Origin of the sequence: Campylobacter massiliensis (genome assembly GCF_014253065.1) — a bacterium.
GTDB classification, from domain to species: Bacteria; Campylobacterota; Campylobacteria; order Campylobacterales; family Campylobacteraceae; genus Campylobacter_A; species Campylobacter_A massiliensis.
On sequence record NZ_JACLZK010000001.1, the window covers coordinates 189,652 to 206,156 of the forward strand.

Here is a 16,505-nt window from a genome sequence, read left to right on the forward strand (position 1 = left end):
ATTCTCAAACCGCGCTTGCTCGTCAAATTTAGCGTAAAAATAGCCTGTTGCCATATCTAACTTATGCAAGTTATAAATCCGCGCCGTTAAATTATGCGTCAAACCAAAGTCGTGCCAATTATCGGAGGCGTTATTTTATCGGGCTTTTGAGAGCCGTCTACGGCAAATTTTTAGACAACCTTGCAAAATCAATAATAATATTTTCTATTTTTCATCAAATTTTTGGGTGCCGTGCCGTAATAATCGCAAAAAAGCTTGCTGAAGTGGCTTTGATTTTTAAAGCCCGTCGCAGCCGAAATTTCGGCGATATTTAGCTCCGAGCCTTGCAGCATCGCCAGCGCTCGCTTCATTCGCTCTTCGCGCAAAAATTCGTAAGGAGTTTGCCCAAACAAACTTTTAAAGCCGACTTTAAGTTTAAATTCGTTCAGCCGCACCTGTTTTGAGAGCTCTTTTATAGACGGCGGATTTTTGATATCCTTGCTTAAAATTTGCCTGGCTTTTTGTAGCGCGTTTTTGTCCGCTTCGTCTAGTATAACATGCTTATTTGGGCATTTTAGGCGGCTGAATTCGTTATAAATAAGCTCTAAAATTTTACTTTCTAAAAGCAGTCTTTCAAGCGGCTCGTCGGCGTTTAGCGATAAAATTTGGTTTAATAAAATTTTATTTACGGCGCAGGTGTAGTTTTGCGAGACGAGTTTGTTTGCGCCAAGCTCGATAAGATCGCCGAAATTTGCACTCATAAACGAGTTTTCTAGGAATAAATTTATTCCCGCGTGCGCGCCGCCGTAAATCTCTTGATCCGAGCTTGGTAGATCGACCGAGCTGATCGTGGATAGTCCGCTTTTGTATTCGACTTTGCCATTCGCTGAGCTTAGGCTAATGCCTCCTTGTAGGGTGAAATTTATAAAGCAACCCTGCAAAGCGTGAAAATCGCCGACTATTTTGGTGTCGTCTTTAGCGTCCATTTTTATCGTGCCGAAGGCTATTTCATCGCTTAGCGCGATATTTTTGGCGCGGATTTTGACGCCAAGACCAGCCAAAACTCCGTCTTCGCTGCTATTAAATTTATCCATAAAAACGTCTGCGGATACCGTGCGCAAATTTTTTCCTTTAAATATAAAAATAAATCCGTCATTTGTAAATTTCGGGTTGATAATAAATTTCAAAAATATTATACTATCCTTAAAGTAAAGAAATTATAAAAGGAGTCTAAAGTGAGAAAAATTTTGCTTTTAAGTGCGGTTGCGGCGCTAGCGATAGCAGCTCCCGCTGTGAGGCTGGATGAGGTCAGCGTATCGGCTCAAAAGATCGATGAAAACGCTAGCGAGGTAGCGGCTGCGGTGAGCGTGCTGGACGAAAAAGAGTTGCGGCTTAGAGAAGCAAAAGGTCTAAACGGGCTTAGGAGCGCATCGTCAAATTTATCGTTTTTGCAAGGCGGAGGTATTTCGCTTTTTATCATGCGCGGCGTTACGAGCGATTACGCATTTGATAGCCCAAACGTCGGGCTTTATCTGGATGGCGTGAGTTATCTTGGCACTTACGGCAACTACGTATTTTTGGAGGATATCGAGCGTATCGAGATCCTAAAAGGGCCTCAAAGCGCGCTTTACGGCAAAAACGCCTACGCAGGCGTGATAAATGCGGTCTCCAAAGCTCCTACCAACGAACCGCAAGCAAAGATCGGACTAAAGCTTGGCGAGGATGGCCTGCGTGGTATTAGTTTTAACGCAGGCGGAGCGATAGTAAAGGATAAATTTCTGGCTAGTTTTGCCGGTTTTAGCGAAAAGAAAAACGGCTTTATGTATAACGAAAATTTAAACAAAAGTGACGACTACAAAGATGCCCTTTACGGCAAAATTTATTTTAGATTTTTGCCTACGGATGAGCTTACGGTAGATCTTATTCAAAATTATTACAGGATAGCTAACGGCGCGCAAAGATCGAATTTACCTAAGGCAGCCAATAGAACGCGCTACGCCAACGGCATGGAGGGCGAGGAAAACGCCAAAAACTACGAAGCGTCGCTCAAAGCCGAATATAGATTTAGTGATTACGCGCTCACTTCGCTTACGACTTTTAGGGATTATAAAAACGACAGTAGTTACGACGGCGATCATCGCCCCGCGTCATTGTTGGACGTGTATTACAAAGAGGACAGAAAGGATTTTACGCAGGAGTTTAGATTTAGCGCCGATAGCGCGTATGGCAAATTCGTCCTAGGCGCTACGGTCGGCACTACACAAAGAGACGTGCGAAGCAGTGTAAACAGCGTGATGTTCGGCGGTATTCGTTCGCTGCAAAATAACAAAACCAGAAGTAAAAACTACGGCGTTTTTACGCATAATGAAATTTATCTGCCGCTTGATTTTTCGGTTATTTTGGGAGCTAGATTCGACAAAGATAGGGTCAAATTTCAAAACCGTATGAACGGCGAAAATTTAAGCGATTCGTATAGCGCGCTATCACCCAAGATCGGACTAAAATACGCTATAAACGACGAGGTTACGGCGTATGCGAGCGTATCGAAGGGCTATAAACCAGGCGGCTTTTGGGCTGCGTCGCCTACGTCTAAAAAATGGTACGATAAAGAAACGATGACTAGCTATGAAGTCGGCGTAAAAGGGGCTTGGGAGCGGTTTGAGCTAGGCGCCGCCGTTTTTCGCGCCGATATCAAAAACAAGCAAGTAGTAAGCGTCATCGTAGCGCCTAATATCACGGTGGCAGAGAACGCCAGCAAAGCGCGCTCCCAAGGCTTTGAACTAGACGGCGCCGTGCTTTTGGCGGACGGATTAAAGCTTAGCGCAAATTTGGGCTACGCAAAAAGCGTCTTTAAAGACTACAAAGACGCACAGGGCGATTATAGCGGCAAATACGTCTATTACGCGCCAAGGCTAACTTATGGCGCAGGGCTTTCGTATGAGGCTCCAAGCGGATTTTACGCGGCGGCATTTTTGCGAGGACAGAGCAAATTTTATACCGATAAGGCCAATGTCGTAGAAAACGCGGGCTACGCGACCGTCGATGCAAAAGTAGGCTTTAATCACAAAAATATCAACGTTTATATTTATGCTAATAATCTTTTCGACAAAGATCACGACGTAAAATACGCCACTATGCACTACCTATCCGACCCTCGCGAGATCGGCGTAAAATTTGAATATAAATTTTAAGGAAAAAGATGAAAAATTTTAAATTTAAAAGCGGCGAAAATCTAAGCTACGACGACTTTGGTAGCGATTTTAAAGATGTTTTGGTTTATCATCATCCGCTGATGATTTTTCCGCAAAACACCTTGATAAATTTCTGCGATAAAAATCAAATAAGGCTTATTTTGATATATAGAAGCGGGCATTTTAACAGCTCGCTTTTTAGCGCGGACGATAGTTTTTTAAAATTCGCCCTGCGCCTAAAAGAGTTTTTCTCGGCGTTAAATTTGAGCGAATTTAGCGTGCTGGGCGAGTCGGTGGGCGCGGCTTACGCCTACGCTACGGCGGTAGCTTGCGAAGAGGCGAAAAGGGTGTTTATACTAAGCGGATTTAACGCCCCGCCCGAGCTTTTGGCCGACTATGCCGACTATGCGCACATAAAGGAAATTTATGATTTTGCATCGCACAATACGCCTGAAAATACGGCGCAAACGGCGTGGGAAAAATACGGCTCGCAGGCTAAGGGTGCGCTAAAAGAAGCCATAAAAGCGCAGCTTAACGGCATCGGCTTTGACCTCTGGCTCCAAGCTAGGCCGTGGGGATTTGAGCTAAAGGATGTCCCTCAAAGCGTGCTTATGTATCACTCTAGGGCCGACGAGGAAGTGCCTTTTGTCGTCGCTTCGCAAGTGTCGAGGATGCTACCAAACTGCGAACTAATCGCCGCCCAGGACACGCCTCATCATAGCGCGAAGGCGCTTTTGGATTTTTTAAAGATCATCAAAGAGCGGTTGTAAATTTAGCTTTTGCGTAAATTTTACGAGCCAAATTTGCGCCGTTTTAAGCGTAAATTTAAGCTCGTTTTGCAGTTTTTCTCTCGTTGCAAGCGGGTTTGCCTGATGCGGGATTAAATTTATCGCCTTTTTTGCGCCAGAGACTTAAATTCGGCCTTGCGTTCGGGTTAAATTGCATGCGTTTAATCCGCATTGCCGACGCGGGCTAAATCTGCAAAGCGATTTGCAAAACTCTGCGGAATAAAATTTACGCAGTTTTTTGTACTAGACGGCGACTTAAATCCCACAAAATCGTAATCCGCTAGATAAATTTATAAATCTTTATAAAATAAACTAGGCTCAAAACGCAAAACGCCGCCGCGCCCAACACGACCGCTCCGTAACCCAACGTCCCCGCCAAAAGCGTTCCGAGATAAAACGAAAATATCTGAAATGTCATATTTAGGCTGCTTTGCACGGCGTATTCGCTAGCGGGTCGCCGTCCCGAGGCACGTTGCATCATCATCGTGGAGATTATCGTCGCTTGCGCCATATATACCGCATACGCCGCGCTCGAAGCAAAAAGTACCGACGCGCGGTCCGTCCAGCCGCCGATAGGTAACCAGATGGCCAGGATGCCTAGCGTCTGCATCGCTACGGCGTATAAAAAGGCTCTTTTGGCGCCTAGCTTTTTTACCGCAAAGCCCGCCGCAAGCGCACCCGCGAAGCCAAATATCGTGCCGTATATGTGCAAGACCTCGCCGATATCTTCCAGCTTCCAGCCGATATCTACAAGCATCGGACTAAGCAGTCCAAACGCCGCGCATATACCGATAGATTGTACGAAAAGCACGCTAAGCCAAGCCTTTTTGCCCTTAAAAAAGCCAAACATCGCCCTAAAATCCAGCCCCTCGCCGGCGTTTACGCGCTCAGGCTCTTTAAAGAAAGCAAGGCTAAGCAAGGAAACCGCTATCAAAGACGTCAAGAATAAATTCGCCTCGCTCCAGCCGAATTTTGCGTAGATTACGAGCGTTAGGCCGTTACCGGATACGTGTCCTATCAATCCGCCACTAAGCTTAAGGGCGTTTGTGAAGCTTAAATTCGAGCTGTTTGAAATTTTGATAAAAAATGCGTTCGACGTCATCGTCCAGGTGGCCGAGATAAAGGCCAAAAGCACCGCTAAAGCGATTACGGCAGGTAAATCGTCGCGCGGATTTAGAAGCGAAACCGCATATAAAATCGCCAAAGTAAGGCACTGAAAGGCTAGGATAATCTTTTTGTAACCGCCTATTTTTAGCGCGGTAGCGTCGATAAACGGCGACCACAAAAAAGCCAAAACCGCGAAAAGTCCAAGCCCTCTGAGCGCGCCGACGCGCTCTAAACTAAAACCGTCTTGACGCAGGATGCTAACGAGCCCCTCGCCGAAAAATCCGATGCAAATAAACTGCGCGATGCAAAGGCTAAGCACAGTTAGCGACCTGTAAAGCAAATTTATCCTTTAATTTTTTAGCTAGATTATATTTAAATGGATAGGCGTTATCAAGAATATTTTGACGTTTGGGGGATAAATTTTTATATTTTTAGTTAAATTTGAGCTTTTTGCGATTTTGGATTGTAAATTTAGCCGAAGCCAAAGCCGCTTATCGGATCAAATTTAGCTAAAAAAATAATCCTAAATCCGCGGCTCAAATTCGGCAAGAACGAGCGCACGCAAGAAATAACCCAAAAATACGCAAAATCGCCGCATCAAAATTTAAGTCGAAAACTTGGCTAAATTTACCCGCAAATTCGTCCAAATTTTAGAGCAAAATTTATGAAGTCCGGGCACATCAAATTTCGCTCTCTTTTAATTGCTCGATTTTAGCCGCCACGCTCCTATTTGTCACCTTTTCGATCTCCTCGCTAGTCGCGGTCATTATCGCTTCAAAGCTGCCGTAAAATTTAACGAGCTTTGCGATACTACCCGCCGATACGCCGGCGTCTGATAGCTTGCTAGCGCCCAGATCCTCCTTGCGCTTGGTTTTTTGATGAAAGGTAATCGCAAATCGGTGCGCCTCGTCGCGAAGTCGCTGGAAAAACTGTAGCCGTCTGTCGTTCGTTGGTAGCGTAAATACGCCGCTGCTAGCGTAAATTTTATCCCTCGCGCCGCCTTTTGCGCGGTGGGCTTTGGCGTCTATTTTTTCTTTTGAGATGGCGAGTATATCGACGTTTGCGCCGCTGCTAGCGATGATATCCGTAGCGAGATCCAGCAGCGCCTGACCGCCATCTATGAGCCAGAGATCGGGCGGGCTTAGCTTATCAAACCGCAAAGCGCGCTCGGTTAGCATCTGGCGCATCTGATCGTAGTCGTTTGCGTGAGAGAGGTGCATGTGGCGGTAGTGCTCTTTGGCGAAGTTTCCGTGCTCAAAGCGCACCATCGCGCCGACCGCGGCCGCGCCGAACATATGCGAGTTATCAAAGGTCTCGATGGCATACGGCGCGCATGCGAGGCCGAAATACTCCTTTAACTCGTCCAAAAATGCGTCGTCATGGGTTTTTAGGTACTTTTGGATAAAGACCTGCGCGTTTGTTAGCGCCATCTCGCAGATGCGCTTTTTCTCGCCGATTTTAGGCACGGAAATGCTAAATTTACGGCCGTGGCGAGCGGTCAATATCTCCTCTACGAGGCCTGCGTCTTCAAAGGCCTCAAGCGCGTAAATTTTCGCGCTCACGACGGGCGCGCCTGCCGGGAAGCTCTCTAAAACTATTTGCTTGTACGCGTCGTTTAGGTCGCCTTGCGAGCTCATTTTGGCGTTCGTGATATTTTGATACACGCCGCTGATCTTGCCGCCGTGCACGCTAAAACGCACCGCGCAAAGCAAATTTTGCTCCGCGCCCACGGCAAAAACCTCAAAATCCTCGAGCTTAGCCAGATCGACCTCTATTTTGACGTCTAGATCCTTGATCGCATTGATCTTATCGCGCACGAGGGCGGCTTGCTCGTAGTTTTCGTTTTGGGCGTATTTGTTCATCAAATTTACGAGCTTTGGCAGCATAGAAAGAGGATTATTTAGCGCCGCGATCGCGCCATCTACGACCTTGGCATAGTCTGCGGGCGAAATTTTGCTGATGAGAGGGGCTTCCGAATAGCCGATCTGATAGGGCAGATATGCGCCCGTGGCTTTGAGCGCGCTTTTGCTTTGCACGAGTTTAAAGCTCAGCCTAAGCGCATCCAAAAGCTCGCGTGCGCCCCGAAAATACGGCCCGAAATACTTGACGTTTTTGCCTCGGACGATCTTGCGCGTGATCTCAAAGCGCGGGAAATCCTCGTCCAAATTTACGTAGATGTATGGATAGGTCTTGTCGTCGCGCAGCAAGATGTTGTATTTGGGCCGTAGTTGCTTGATGAAGGAGTTTTCCAGTATCAGCGCGTCGGCTTCGCTGGGAGTTACGATATACTCGAGGTGTACGGCCTCGCTGATCATTTTGTGGATGCGCGGGCCCAGCTTGGGCGAGGGGGCGAGACTTGGCGTAAATGAAAAGTAGCTTTTGACGCGGTTTTTTAAAATTTTAGCCTTGCCGACGTAAAGAAGCTTGCCCGCTTTGTCGAAATACTGATAAACGCCGGGCTGAGCAGGCAGCGAGCGGATCTCGTCGATTAGCAAAATTTGGCTCCCGTCGGTAAATTTACGCTTTTGCCGTTTGGGGTTAAATTTGACGAGGTTTGCGCCACATAGTTTTTATAAATTTGAGGTAGTTTGTTTGCGCGCTTTGCGCCTAAATTTTGCCCAGTTTTATCTCGCTTCATCGCGCCCCGCTTGATTCTTTGGCTAAATTTTGCTTTATGGCAAGGCGAATTTTTTCAAATCCTTCGAAAATCCGCTCGCTTTTGGCTAAATTTGCGAACTCTCCCTTGGACGGCTCGGCGTAGGTAAAAATTCGCTTTTTTTCGTATGGGTCGGTTACTTTTTTAAATTTTAAATGCTTTGTCACAAAAAATTTAACGTCCGTTACGCGAGCGAGCCTGCCGTCAAAATTTACGCTAGAATAGATTTTTAATAAGCCTTTTAACATTTTTATACTACTATCGCTTTTTAATTCCTGAAGTCCTAGCGGATGAAACAGGGCAAAAAACAAAACGCCGTTTTTCTCGTAGCAAAAGGCGATGAGCCTGCGATGATTTAGGCTTAAAAGCTGTAAAAATTCCCCGCATTCGCTACGGTTTTTTAATTCTTTATAAAAAGGATTATCAATAATATGTCGAATAATAGTCTTAGCGTCTTTCATAAGGCGATTTTAGCATTTTTTTTGTTAATTTTTATAGCAGGCTGCGGCCACAAGGGCGATCCGTTCTACGAAGCGCCGTCCGAGCCCTCAAACAGCAAAACCGAAAAAATAAATAAACTATAAATCAAGGAGAGCAAATGAAGATCGTCGGACTTTTAAGTCTGTTTTTTGCTTTGGCCTTTGGTAGCGGCGACGCTACGGGCGAGGCTTTAAATTTAACGACTACGTGGGTGGGTATCGCGAGCCTCATCATTTTTGTCGTGGGATATTTTTTCATCGCTACGGAGGAAAATTTTCACATCGATAAGGCTAAACCGGCCATTTTTATCGGCACTTTTATGTTTCTGCTTATCGGCTTTTATATGCTGGCAAACGGCTTAGACGTGCATTTGTTGCAAAATGAGGTAAATCACCTGATTTTAGAGATTTCGCAGATCGTATTTTTCCTCATGGTTGCGATGACCTATATCGAGGCACTTATCGAGCGAGACGTGTTTAACGCGCTAAAATACAACCTCGTCTCAAAGGGCTATACGTACAAAAGATTATTTTGGCTAACCGGCGTTTTGGCATTTTTCATCAGCCCCGTCGCCGACAACCTAACTACCGCTCTCATCCTCTCCACGGTACTTTTAACGATAGATAGAAATAATACTAATTTCCTAGTCGCTGGTGCGATAAACATTGTCGTAGCCGCAAACGCAGGCGGCGCATGGAGTCCGTTCGGCGATATCACGACTCTGATGGCTTGGGCTGCGGGCAAGGCTCCGTTTATCGACTTTTTCGCGCTTTTCCCTGCTTCATTTATCGGCTGGCTAGTTACGGCTTTCTTGCTAGCGCGCATCGTGCCTGCGGGCAGTCCGCATTTTGACCCTGCGACAGAGCCGAAAGTAAGCATCAAAAAAGGCGGCAAAGTCGTTATCGGACTTGGCGCATTTACGATATTTTCGGCAGTTATGATGCACCAGCTTTTCCACTTGCCTGCGATGTGGGGCATGATGTTTGGTTTCTCGCTTCTTAGCATCTACACCTACATCTACAAAAAAACTAATAAAAACGAAGAGCCTATGCACGTCTTTCACTACATGTCAAAGATAGAAAACAACACGCTTTTCTTCTTCTTTGGTATCCTTGCCGCCGTCGGCGCACTGCACTTCGTCGGGTTTTTAAACTACGCCGTTTCGCTTTATGATAAATTTGGCGCTACTACCGTAAATATCGGCGTCGGCTTCCTATCTGCTATCGTGGATAACGTTCCTGTTATGTCTGCCGTGCTAAAAGCAAATCCTATGATGGGCGCGGATGTGGGCGAAAATTTAAGCCAGTGGCTACTAGTTACCTTAACTGCCGGTATCGGCGGATCGATGATAAGCTTTGGTTCTGCTGCGGGCGTTGGCGTTATGGGCAAACTAAAAGGCATCTATACCTTCGGCGCGCATATGAAATACGCTTGGACCGTGGTTGCCGGCTATATCGTATCGGTCGTGATCTGGTACATACAGTTTGAAATTTTTCATTTATATTTTTAAAGGACGCTCATGAATAACACGATAATAGTTTTGGATTTTGGCTCGCAGTATACCCAGCTCATCGCTAGACGTTTGCGCGAGCAGGGCGTTTATACCGAAATTTTGCCTTTTAACGTCAAGGTCGAGGAGATTAAGGCGAAAAAACCAAAAGGCATAATACTAAGCGGCGGTCCTGCTAGCGTTTATGCTCCGGATGCGTATTTTTGCGACGAGGGCGTATTTAAGCTAAAGCTGCCGATTTTAGGCATTTGCTACGGCATGCAGCTTTTGGCGCATAAATTTGGCGCCGAGGTTGCTCCAGCCTCTCACAAAGAGTACGGCAAGGCAAGCCTAAACGCTCTAAAATCCCATCCGCTCTTTACTGATACGCCTGAAAAGCAAATCGTCTGGATGAGTCACTCCGACCTCGTAAAAAATCTACCTAACGGCTTTGAGGCGATCGCGACTAGCGAAAATTCGCCTTATTGCGTATTTGGCGACGAAAAGCGCAAATTTTACGCTCTGCAGTTTCACCCGGAGGTGCAGCATAGCGAGTTCGGTACTCAAATTTTAAAAAATTTCGCCAAATATATTTGCGGCTGCGAAAGCACGTGGAATATGGGCAGCTTTGCCAAAAACCAGATCGCTAAAATCAAAGAAACCGTGGGCAACAAAAAAGTCCTTTGCGCCGTTAGCGGAGGCGTGGATAGCTCCGTTACCGCTGCGCTTTTGGCTGCTGCGATACCGCAAAATTTGATCCTGGTTTTCGTCGATAACGGACTACTTAGAACGGGCGAGCGCGAGCAGGTCGAGGCGACTTTTAGAACTAAGCTTGGCGTGGAGCTAGTTAGCATAGATGCGAGTAAAACTTTCCTAGAAAGGCTTGCTGGCGTAACAGATCCAGAGAAAAAGCGCAAGATAATCGGCGAAACTTTCATCGAAATTTTTGAAAAAGAGGCCAAAAAGCACGATAACGTCAAATTTTTAGCCCAAGGCACGCTCTACACCGATATCATCGAAAGCTCGGTCGTAGGCTCGAGCAAGACGATCAAAAGCCACCACAACGTGGGCGGGCTGCCTGATTGGATGAGCTTTGAGCTAATTGAGCCTTTAAGAGAGATTTTTAAAGACGAGGTGCGCCAGCTCGGCCTTGAGCTTGGTCTTTCGCGAGAGCTCGTGTTCCGTCACCCGTTCCCTGGTCCGGGCCTTGCTATCCGCATAATGGGCGAGGTAAATACGCCGAGCCTCGAGCTGCTACGCAAAGCCGACGTGATCCTACGCGACGAGCTAAAATCAAGCGGCTGGTACAACAAAACGTGGCAAGCGTTTTGCGTGCTGCTAAACGTGCACTCAGTGGGCGTCATGGGCGATAACCGCACCTACGAAAACGCCGTGTGCATACGCGTAGTGGACGCCAGCGACGGCATGACGGCTAGCTTCTCGCGCTTGCCGTACGACCTGCTAGAAAACGTCTCTCGCCGCATCATAAACGAAGTAGACGGCATTAACCGCGTAGTTTACGACATCTCGAGCAAACCGCCTGCAACGATAGAGTGGGAGTAGCGGTAAAAATATCGGCATGCAACAGCATTTGAGCATTGTTAGAAAGGTATAATCATGAATTTTTCTCCACAAGATATGGATGTAAAAACATTGTTTAAAACGTACCCAACTTTTAGGATACCCGTTTTTCAAAGGGATTATTCTTGGGATAAGCAGTTTTATAAAAGATTCATAGACGATATTATTAGTGGTATAAAGTCGGTAGGAGACAGTTTATCTAATAATGTGTATTTTATTGGAACTATGGTTTTTTCTGGAAATTCTAACGAGAATAGTATAGATGTGGTCGATGGTCAGCAAAGATTAACTGTGATTACAATATTATTGTCAGTAATTTCAAATAAATTAATGGAATGTGGAGAGAAAGGTCTATCTGATGCAACTTTTAGATATGTTAAAGATATTAATGATAATGACGAACCTATAAGGCATTTGATCAGTGATACGTCATATCCATATTTTGATTGTTATGTGCAATCTAAAGAAAAAACCAATATCCCAGAAGTAGAAACAGAGGAAGAAGAAAACATAAAGCAAACTTACGATTTTTTTAATATATATTTATCATGTGAGAAATTAAAAGAACAAAATTTGGTCTTTAAAGATTTTGACTATGTGAAGATTTTACTAGCAGTTAGAGATCAAATTCTTGAGTCAAAACTTATCGCTATAGTAACCAGTGATAAAGATAGTGCATATATGATTTTTGAAATTTTAAATGCTAAAGGTAAAAATCTTGCAAGTATAGATCTTATTAAAAACATAGTTTTTGAAAAGTTGCACAATGATAAAAATGGAGGAATTGGCTACGCAGAAAGTGTTTGGGAAGGGGTTAAAAAAATTTTAAGAGACAGAGATGGCTCAATAGGTTTAGCAACCTTTTATAGACATTATTGGATATCTAAATTTAAAAAAGAAACAAACAATAAGCTTTATGATTCATTTAAGTCTTATATAAAAAAAGATGAATACCTTGATTTTTTAAAAGATTTAGAAAAAGAGTCAAAAATTTATATTAGTATTGTTAATCCAAAAATAGAAGATTACAGTAATAGGCAAGAATATAAATGGTTGGTTCAAAGTCTACAATCTTTTGGAAGTATATTTAATGTAGTACAAAGCAGAATTATATTACTAGCGCTATTGGATATAAAAAATAGGGGGCTGATTTCGACTCCAAGTTTTAAAAAGGCAATCCAATATCTTGAAAATTTTATTTTCGCATATACAAACATATCAAAGAAACAGGCTAATATATATGAGACCAATTTTTCTAAATTGGCAATCAAGTTAAGAAAAACACAAAGTAAAAGCGATACAAATACGATTCTTGATGAATTACTCTACGATACTTTTAATTCTAAATTGCCGAAGTATGAGGAATTTGAAGAGAGTTTTGTTAAGTTGGCATATAGCGGAAGAAGAAATTTGCCAACAAACGTATTGGCTAAATATGTTTTAAAGAAGCTTAATCAATATTTTGAGAAAAGGGATTTTTTCTCTGATGATACTTCCGTAGAACACATTATAAATGAAAAATCGGAAGATAATGATACTTGCTTGATTGGCAACCTAATTTGTTTAGAGACTCGTCTAAATAATGATGCTAGTGATTTAAAATATATCGAAAAAAAGGAAGTTTATAATAAATCAAAATATGGACAAGTTAAAACTTTTATTTCAGGATATTCAGATTTTGATATTGAAGTAGCCAAAGTTCGTTCCAAAAAAATGGCTAGAGAGTATTATGATCTTATTATTTGCAATAAATTGATTAGGGAAATTTAAGAAAAACAAGAACTGGAATTATTATGAAACAAATCTGCATCATTTTAGCACATCCTTACGAGAGAAGTCTAAATGCAGCTATTGGGAACATAGCGATAGGAAAGTTGCAAAATAGCGGCTACGAAGTTAAATTCTACGATCTATATAAGAAGAAATTTAACCCAATCCTTAGCGGCACCGAGCTTGTGAGCGACGAAAGCGACGACGAGCTGTTAAAAGCGCATCAAAAAGATATCGTAAATACCCATGGAATCGTGATTGTACACCCAAATTAGTGGGGCGAGCCGCCGCCATCCTCAAAGGCTGGATCGACCGCGTGTTAAGGCAGAGAGTAGCCTGCGATTTTGCGCCGGGCGATAGCGGCGGTGGGCTTCCGATAGGGCTTTTAAAAGCTGAAGCCGCTGTAGTTTTCAACACCTGCAACACTCCCTGAGGCCAGAGAAAACAAGATATTCGGCGATCCGCTGGAAAGAATTTGGAAAAGTTGCATTTTTGATTTTTGTGGCGTAAAAATCTTTGAGCAGCTGATGCTTAGAGTGGTCGTAGATAGTGACGAGGTCGAGCGAAAGGTCTGGTTAGAGCAGGTTAAAGGGGGTGCTGGATAGACGCTTTCCTGGGCTTGCGTAAATTTGTAAAAAATGGCTTAAATTTGACAAAAAGAGATAATCCTTATCAATAAATCGTCCGAAAATTTTAGCTACAATGACGCGTAAATTTACGAAAGGAAAAAAATGAGTAAAATTTACAATCTAAGCGCCGACACGAAAGTGATCGCAAAAAGCGTCGTTAGCAAAAGGATTTTTGATTGCGAGAACGCTCACGTCGATGTCTTTGCCTTTGACGCGGGCGAGGAGCTAGATCACGAGATGCTATTTTGCGACAGCCTCGCGTGGGTCGTGGAGGGCGGCGCGAGTTTGCACTACGGCGACAAGCAGATGCGCTTAGGCGGCGAACAGGCCTGCCTGATAGAGAAAAAAGTATGGCGAAAACTAGTTTTTAACAAACCGACGAAATACGTCTCAATCGATTTTAAGGAGGACTTAATGATAGATCATTTACCTAAGGCGGCTATTTTTAGCCTAGTAGATGCGGTCGAATACGAAGAGGGCAAAATCGTGAGCAAAACGCTCGTCAAAAACGAAAGCGGCTCGATGTCGCTACTGTCGTTTTCAAAGGACCAACAGCTCTCCACTCACGCGGCTCCGGGCGACGCGCTTTTGATCGCGCTTGATGGCGAGATGAAGCTAACCATCGGCGACGAGCATTTTGATATCAAAAAGGGCGATACCATCGTGCTTCCGGGTAAAATCCCGCACGGGCTAAAGATCCCTGAAAAATTTAAAATGTTACTCATCGTAACAAAAGATAAGATGTAGAGTTTTGGGGCGATTGCCCCGACTCGTTTAGGAAATATATGGCAAGATTTATAATAGACGACGAAAACATAAGCGTAGATAATCTAGCAACGCTAAAAAAGCTAGGACAAAAAGATAAAATTTATATCGTAACTAATAATAGACAAAAGCTAAGCATCTCCGTTTTGGCGTGGTTTCTAGCGCGAAAAATCAAAATAAAAATCATACTTTTAGAAAGCGCTCACAAGGACTATGCCGATAAAATAATTACGTTTCTAATGGGCAAACTCTCGCACAAAAAAGACAAAATTTACATCGTCAGCAACGATAAATTTTACGACGACGTGATAGATTTTTTTAATAAGCAAGATAAAAACGGCGGCAAATTTCATAAACTCAAATTTGACTTCAACTGCTCGTATACGGCGCAGCTCATCGAAGAAAATCAAGACGAAATCGCGATCTTGATACGAAACTCGGGCAGTCTCAGCGAGCTTCATATGAAATTTATCTCAAAATTCGGCAGCAAAAACGGCGCCGGCGTGTATAACGCGCTAAAAGAGGATGCGAGGAAAATTTACAAAAAACCTCAAATAGAAAACTCGCAAAAAGGCGAAGTAAAGCGTATTGCAGCGCCAAATTCCGCAAAATCTAGGCCGGCAACTCAAGGCGATGAGCAAAAACTTGACGAGCGAGAAAAACCGCAAACCGAGTCAAATTTAAGCGGCGAAATTTTGCACGCTCAAAGCGTTTCGGGCAAAGAGCAAAATTTAGAAAATCGCTCTCAAGTAGATCAAAATTTGGAGTCTCTAAAACTGCAATCTTTAAAAAGCGAAAACGGTGCGGCGACAAATAATGAAAATTTACAAGAGGCAAAAGCCGTAGAAGCAAATTTAAGCGATGATCCGGGTTCTACCGAGCAGCCAAAAGACGCGGAGCAAAATTTGAGCGACAAAGCTTCTAGCGAGGATCTTAAAGCGGATGGGAAAGGGCAAAATTTATCAAACAAGCGTCCGCCGCAAAAATCAAAGCAAGCTCTCGCACCGCAAAACGAAGCAAAAGATAAAGCTGAATATGCGGCAAAAGCGCAGCTCTCGATCAAGATAGACGAGGCAAAAAAGCAAGAGATTAGAAAAATTGCATTCGAGAGTAAAAATTTGGGCGATTTTCACAACGGACTGGTGAAAAAATACGGAGCAGAGGACGCCGGCAAGCTGTATAAAGCGCTAAAACAAAAGGCAAAAGAGTATCTAAGCAGGCGCAACGCAGCGAAATAGAGTTAGCGTTTTTGGCTGCGGCTTTTAAAATTTGAGGATTTGCGGTAAAATTTGGACGCGAAATCATAAACTTAAGGGCGAAAATGATCTATCTGGTCGGGTCAAATTTGGAATTTGAGGGCGTAAAGACGCTGGTTTTAAACGAGATCAAATTTAATAAATTTAGCGTAAATTTAGCCGAATTTGGCGCACTGGTTCTAACCTCCAAAAACTCCGTAAACGCGCTAAAATTTAATCAAATTTCGCCCGCTAGCTTGCAAATTTACTCCATCGGCGACGGCACTAGCCGCGCGGCTAGCGAGTTTGGCTTTGCTCAAATTTACACTGCAAAAAACGCTCACGGAAACGACTTTGCCGCCGAGATCGCACCGTTTTTAAAGGGCAAAAAAACGCTATTTTTAAGAGCGCGCGAGACGGCTTCGAGCGTGGGCGAAATTTTGAGAGAGAACGGCGTAAATTTGACGCAAATAATCGCTTACGAAAACGTTTTTAAGCCGCTTAAGGAGGAGCAAAAACCGCCCAAAAACTCTGTGATTATTTTTACGGCTCCCTCGGCGGTGCGAAATTTTACTCGAAATTTCGGCTGGGATGAGAGCTATAAAGCCGTCGCTATCGGGCTTACGACGGCAAAAGAGCTGGAAATTTTTATCTCGCCCGCAGTGAGCGCCCAGCAAAATATAAATTCCTGCGTAAGCCTCGCAAAAACGCTATTTTAAGCTAAAATTTTATATAATAACCTTGCCTGAGTGATTTGGCAGCGTATTTTTACAGGGTCCAACACATTAGTATCGGCGAAGATGTGCGGAACTGTGTGACGTGGCTTCGTTTGAGC

General features: G+C 44.0%; 14 protein-coding genes. 9 read left to right on the top strand and 5 right to left on the bottom strand.

Annotated features, from left to right (window positions below; genetic code table 11):
• Positions 1-188: 188 nt before the first annotated feature.
• A complete protein-coding gene (locus H7R39_RS00930; protein WP_185897567.1) occupies positions 189-1,166 on the bottom strand; it encodes an AraC family transcriptional regulator in 978 nt (325 codons plus the stop codon).
• 48 nt (positions 1,167-1,214) lie between these two features.
• Between H7R39_RS00930 and H7R39_RS00935 the strand changes: the two genes are divergently transcribed.
• The gene (locus H7R39_RS00935) at positions 1,215-3,170 is read left to right on the top strand and encodes a TonB-dependent receptor (protein ID WP_185897568.1); all 1,956 of its coding nucleotides are present in this window, start codon (positions 1,215-1,217) and stop codon (positions 3,168-3,170) included.
• 8 nt (positions 3,171-3,178) lie between these two features.
• A complete protein-coding gene (locus H7R39_RS00940; RefSeq protein WP_185897569.1) occupies positions 3,179-3,940 on the top strand; it encodes an alpha/beta fold hydrolase in 762 nt (253 codons plus the stop codon).
• 298 nt (positions 3,941-4,238) lie between these two features.
• Here the strand turns inward: H7R39_RS00940 and H7R39_RS00945 are convergent, their stop codons facing one another.
• From H7R39_RS00945 to H7R39_RS00960, 4 genes are all read right to left on the bottom strand, one after another.
• Positions 4,239-5,405, bottom strand: coding sequence for an MFS transporter (locus H7R39_RS00945; RefSeq protein WP_185897570.1), 1,167 nt, complete (start codon positions 5,403-5,405; stop codon positions 4,239-4,241).
• A gap of 340 nt (positions 5,406-5,745) precedes the next feature.
• Positions 5,746-7,560 carry an excinuclease ABC subunit UvrC gene (gene uvrC, locus H7R39_RS00950; protein ID WP_185897571.1) on the bottom strand — a complete coding sequence of 605 codons (1,815 nt, stop codon included), beginning with the start codon at positions 7,558-7,560 and terminating at the stop codon, positions 5,746-5,748.
• A complete protein-coding gene (locus H7R39_RS00955; RefSeq protein WP_185897572.1) occupies positions 7,554-7,703 on the bottom strand; it encodes a hypothetical protein in 150 nt (49 codons plus the stop codon). The genes uvrC and H7R39_RS00955 overlap by 7 nt, the downstream gene beginning before the upstream one ends.
• The gene (locus H7R39_RS00960; RefSeq protein WP_185897573.1) at positions 7,700-8,182 is read right to left on the bottom strand and encodes a hypothetical protein; all 483 of its coding nucleotides are present in this window, start codon (positions 8,180-8,182) and stop codon (positions 7,700-7,702) included. The genes H7R39_RS00955 and H7R39_RS00960 overlap by 4 nt, the downstream gene beginning before the upstream one ends.
• 137 nt (positions 8,183-8,319) lie before the next feature.
• Between H7R39_RS00960 and nhaD the strand changes: the two genes are divergently transcribed.
• The 7 genes from nhaD (at position 8,320) to H7R39_RS00995 (ending at position 16,389) form a co-directional block, all read left to right on the top strand.
• Entirely contained in the window at positions 8,320-9,711 is a 1,392-nt protein-coding gene (gene nhaD, locus H7R39_RS00965) for a sodium:proton antiporter NhaD (protein WP_185897574.1), read from the top strand.
• Between the two features lie 9 nt (positions 9,712-9,720).
• A complete protein-coding gene (gene guaA / locus H7R39_RS00970) occupies positions 9,721-11,253 on the top strand; it encodes a glutamine-hydrolyzing GMP synthase (protein ID WP_185897575.1) in 1,533 nt (510 codons plus the stop codon).
• 54 nt (positions 11,254-11,307) lie between these two features.
• Complete coding sequence (locus H7R39_RS00975; RefSeq protein WP_185897576.1) at positions 11,308-13,041, top strand: DUF262 domain-containing protein; 1,734 nt, start codon at positions 11,308-11,310, stop codon at positions 13,039-13,041.
• Positions 13,042-13,064: 23 nt separating this feature from the next.
• Positions 13,065-13,316, top strand: coding sequence for a hypothetical protein (locus H7R39_RS11050; RefSeq protein ID WP_221892056.1), 252 nt, complete (start codon positions 13,065-13,067; stop codon positions 13,314-13,316).
• 456 nt (positions 13,317-13,772) lie between these two features.
• On the top strand, positions 13,773-14,417 hold the full coding sequence (locus tag H7R39_RS00985; protein WP_185897577.1) for a cupin domain-containing protein: 645 nt from the start codon (positions 13,773-13,775) through the stop codon (positions 14,415-14,417).
• Positions 14,418-14,455: 38 nt separating this feature from the next.
• The gene (locus H7R39_RS00990; RefSeq protein ID WP_185897578.1) at positions 14,456-15,673 is read left to right on the top strand and encodes a PIN domain-containing protein; all 1,218 of its coding nucleotides are present in this window, start codon (positions 14,456-14,458) and stop codon (positions 15,671-15,673) included.
• An 83-nt stretch (positions 15,674-15,756) separates the two neighbouring features.
• Complete coding sequence (locus H7R39_RS00995; protein ID WP_185897579.1) at positions 15,757-16,389, top strand: uroporphyrinogen-III synthase; 633 nt, start codon at positions 15,757-15,759, stop codon at positions 16,387-16,389.
• Positions 16,390-16,505 lie beyond the last annotated feature (116 nt).

Excerpts from the sequence above, each read along its gene's own strand:
- H7R39_RS00985 (WP_185897577.1), top strand. The coding sequence starts at position 13,773 with ATGAGTAAAATTTACAATCTAAGCGCCGACACGAAAGTGATCGCAAAA.
- H7R39_RS11050 (WP_221892056.1), top strand. The coding sequence starts at position 13,065 with ATGAAACAAATCTGCATCATTTTAGCACATCCTTACGAGAGAAGTCTA.
- nhaD (WP_185897574.1), top strand. The coding sequence starts at position 8,320 with ATGAAGATCGTCGGACTTTTAAGTCTGTTTTTTGCTTTGGCCTTTGGT.
- H7R39_RS00955 (WP_185897572.1), bottom strand. The coding sequence starts at position 7,703 with ATGAAGCGAGATAAAACTGGGCAAAATTTAGGCGCAAAGCGCGCAAAC.
- guaA (WP_185897575.1), top strand. The coding sequence starts at position 9,721 with ATGAATAACACGATAATAGTTTTGGATTTTGGCTCGCAGTATACCCAG.
- H7R39_RS00940 (WP_185897569.1), top strand. The coding sequence starts at position 3,179 with ATGAAAAATTTTAAATTTAAAAGCGGCGAAAATCTAAGCTACGACGAC.
- H7R39_RS00960 (WP_185897573.1), bottom strand. The coding sequence starts at position 8,182 with ATGAAAGACGCTAAGACTATTATTCGACATATTATTGATAATCCTTTT.
- H7R39_RS00975 (WP_185897576.1), top strand. The coding sequence starts at position 11,308 with ATGAATTTTTCTCCACAAGATATGGATGTAAAAACATTGTTTAAAACG.
- H7R39_RS00995 (WP_185897579.1), top strand. The coding sequence starts at position 15,757 with ATGATCTATCTGGTCGGGTCAAATTTGGAATTTGAGGGCGTAAAGACG.
- H7R39_RS00990 (WP_185897578.1), top strand. The coding sequence starts at position 14,456 with ATGGCAAGATTTATAATAGACGACGAAAACATAAGCGTAGATAATCTA.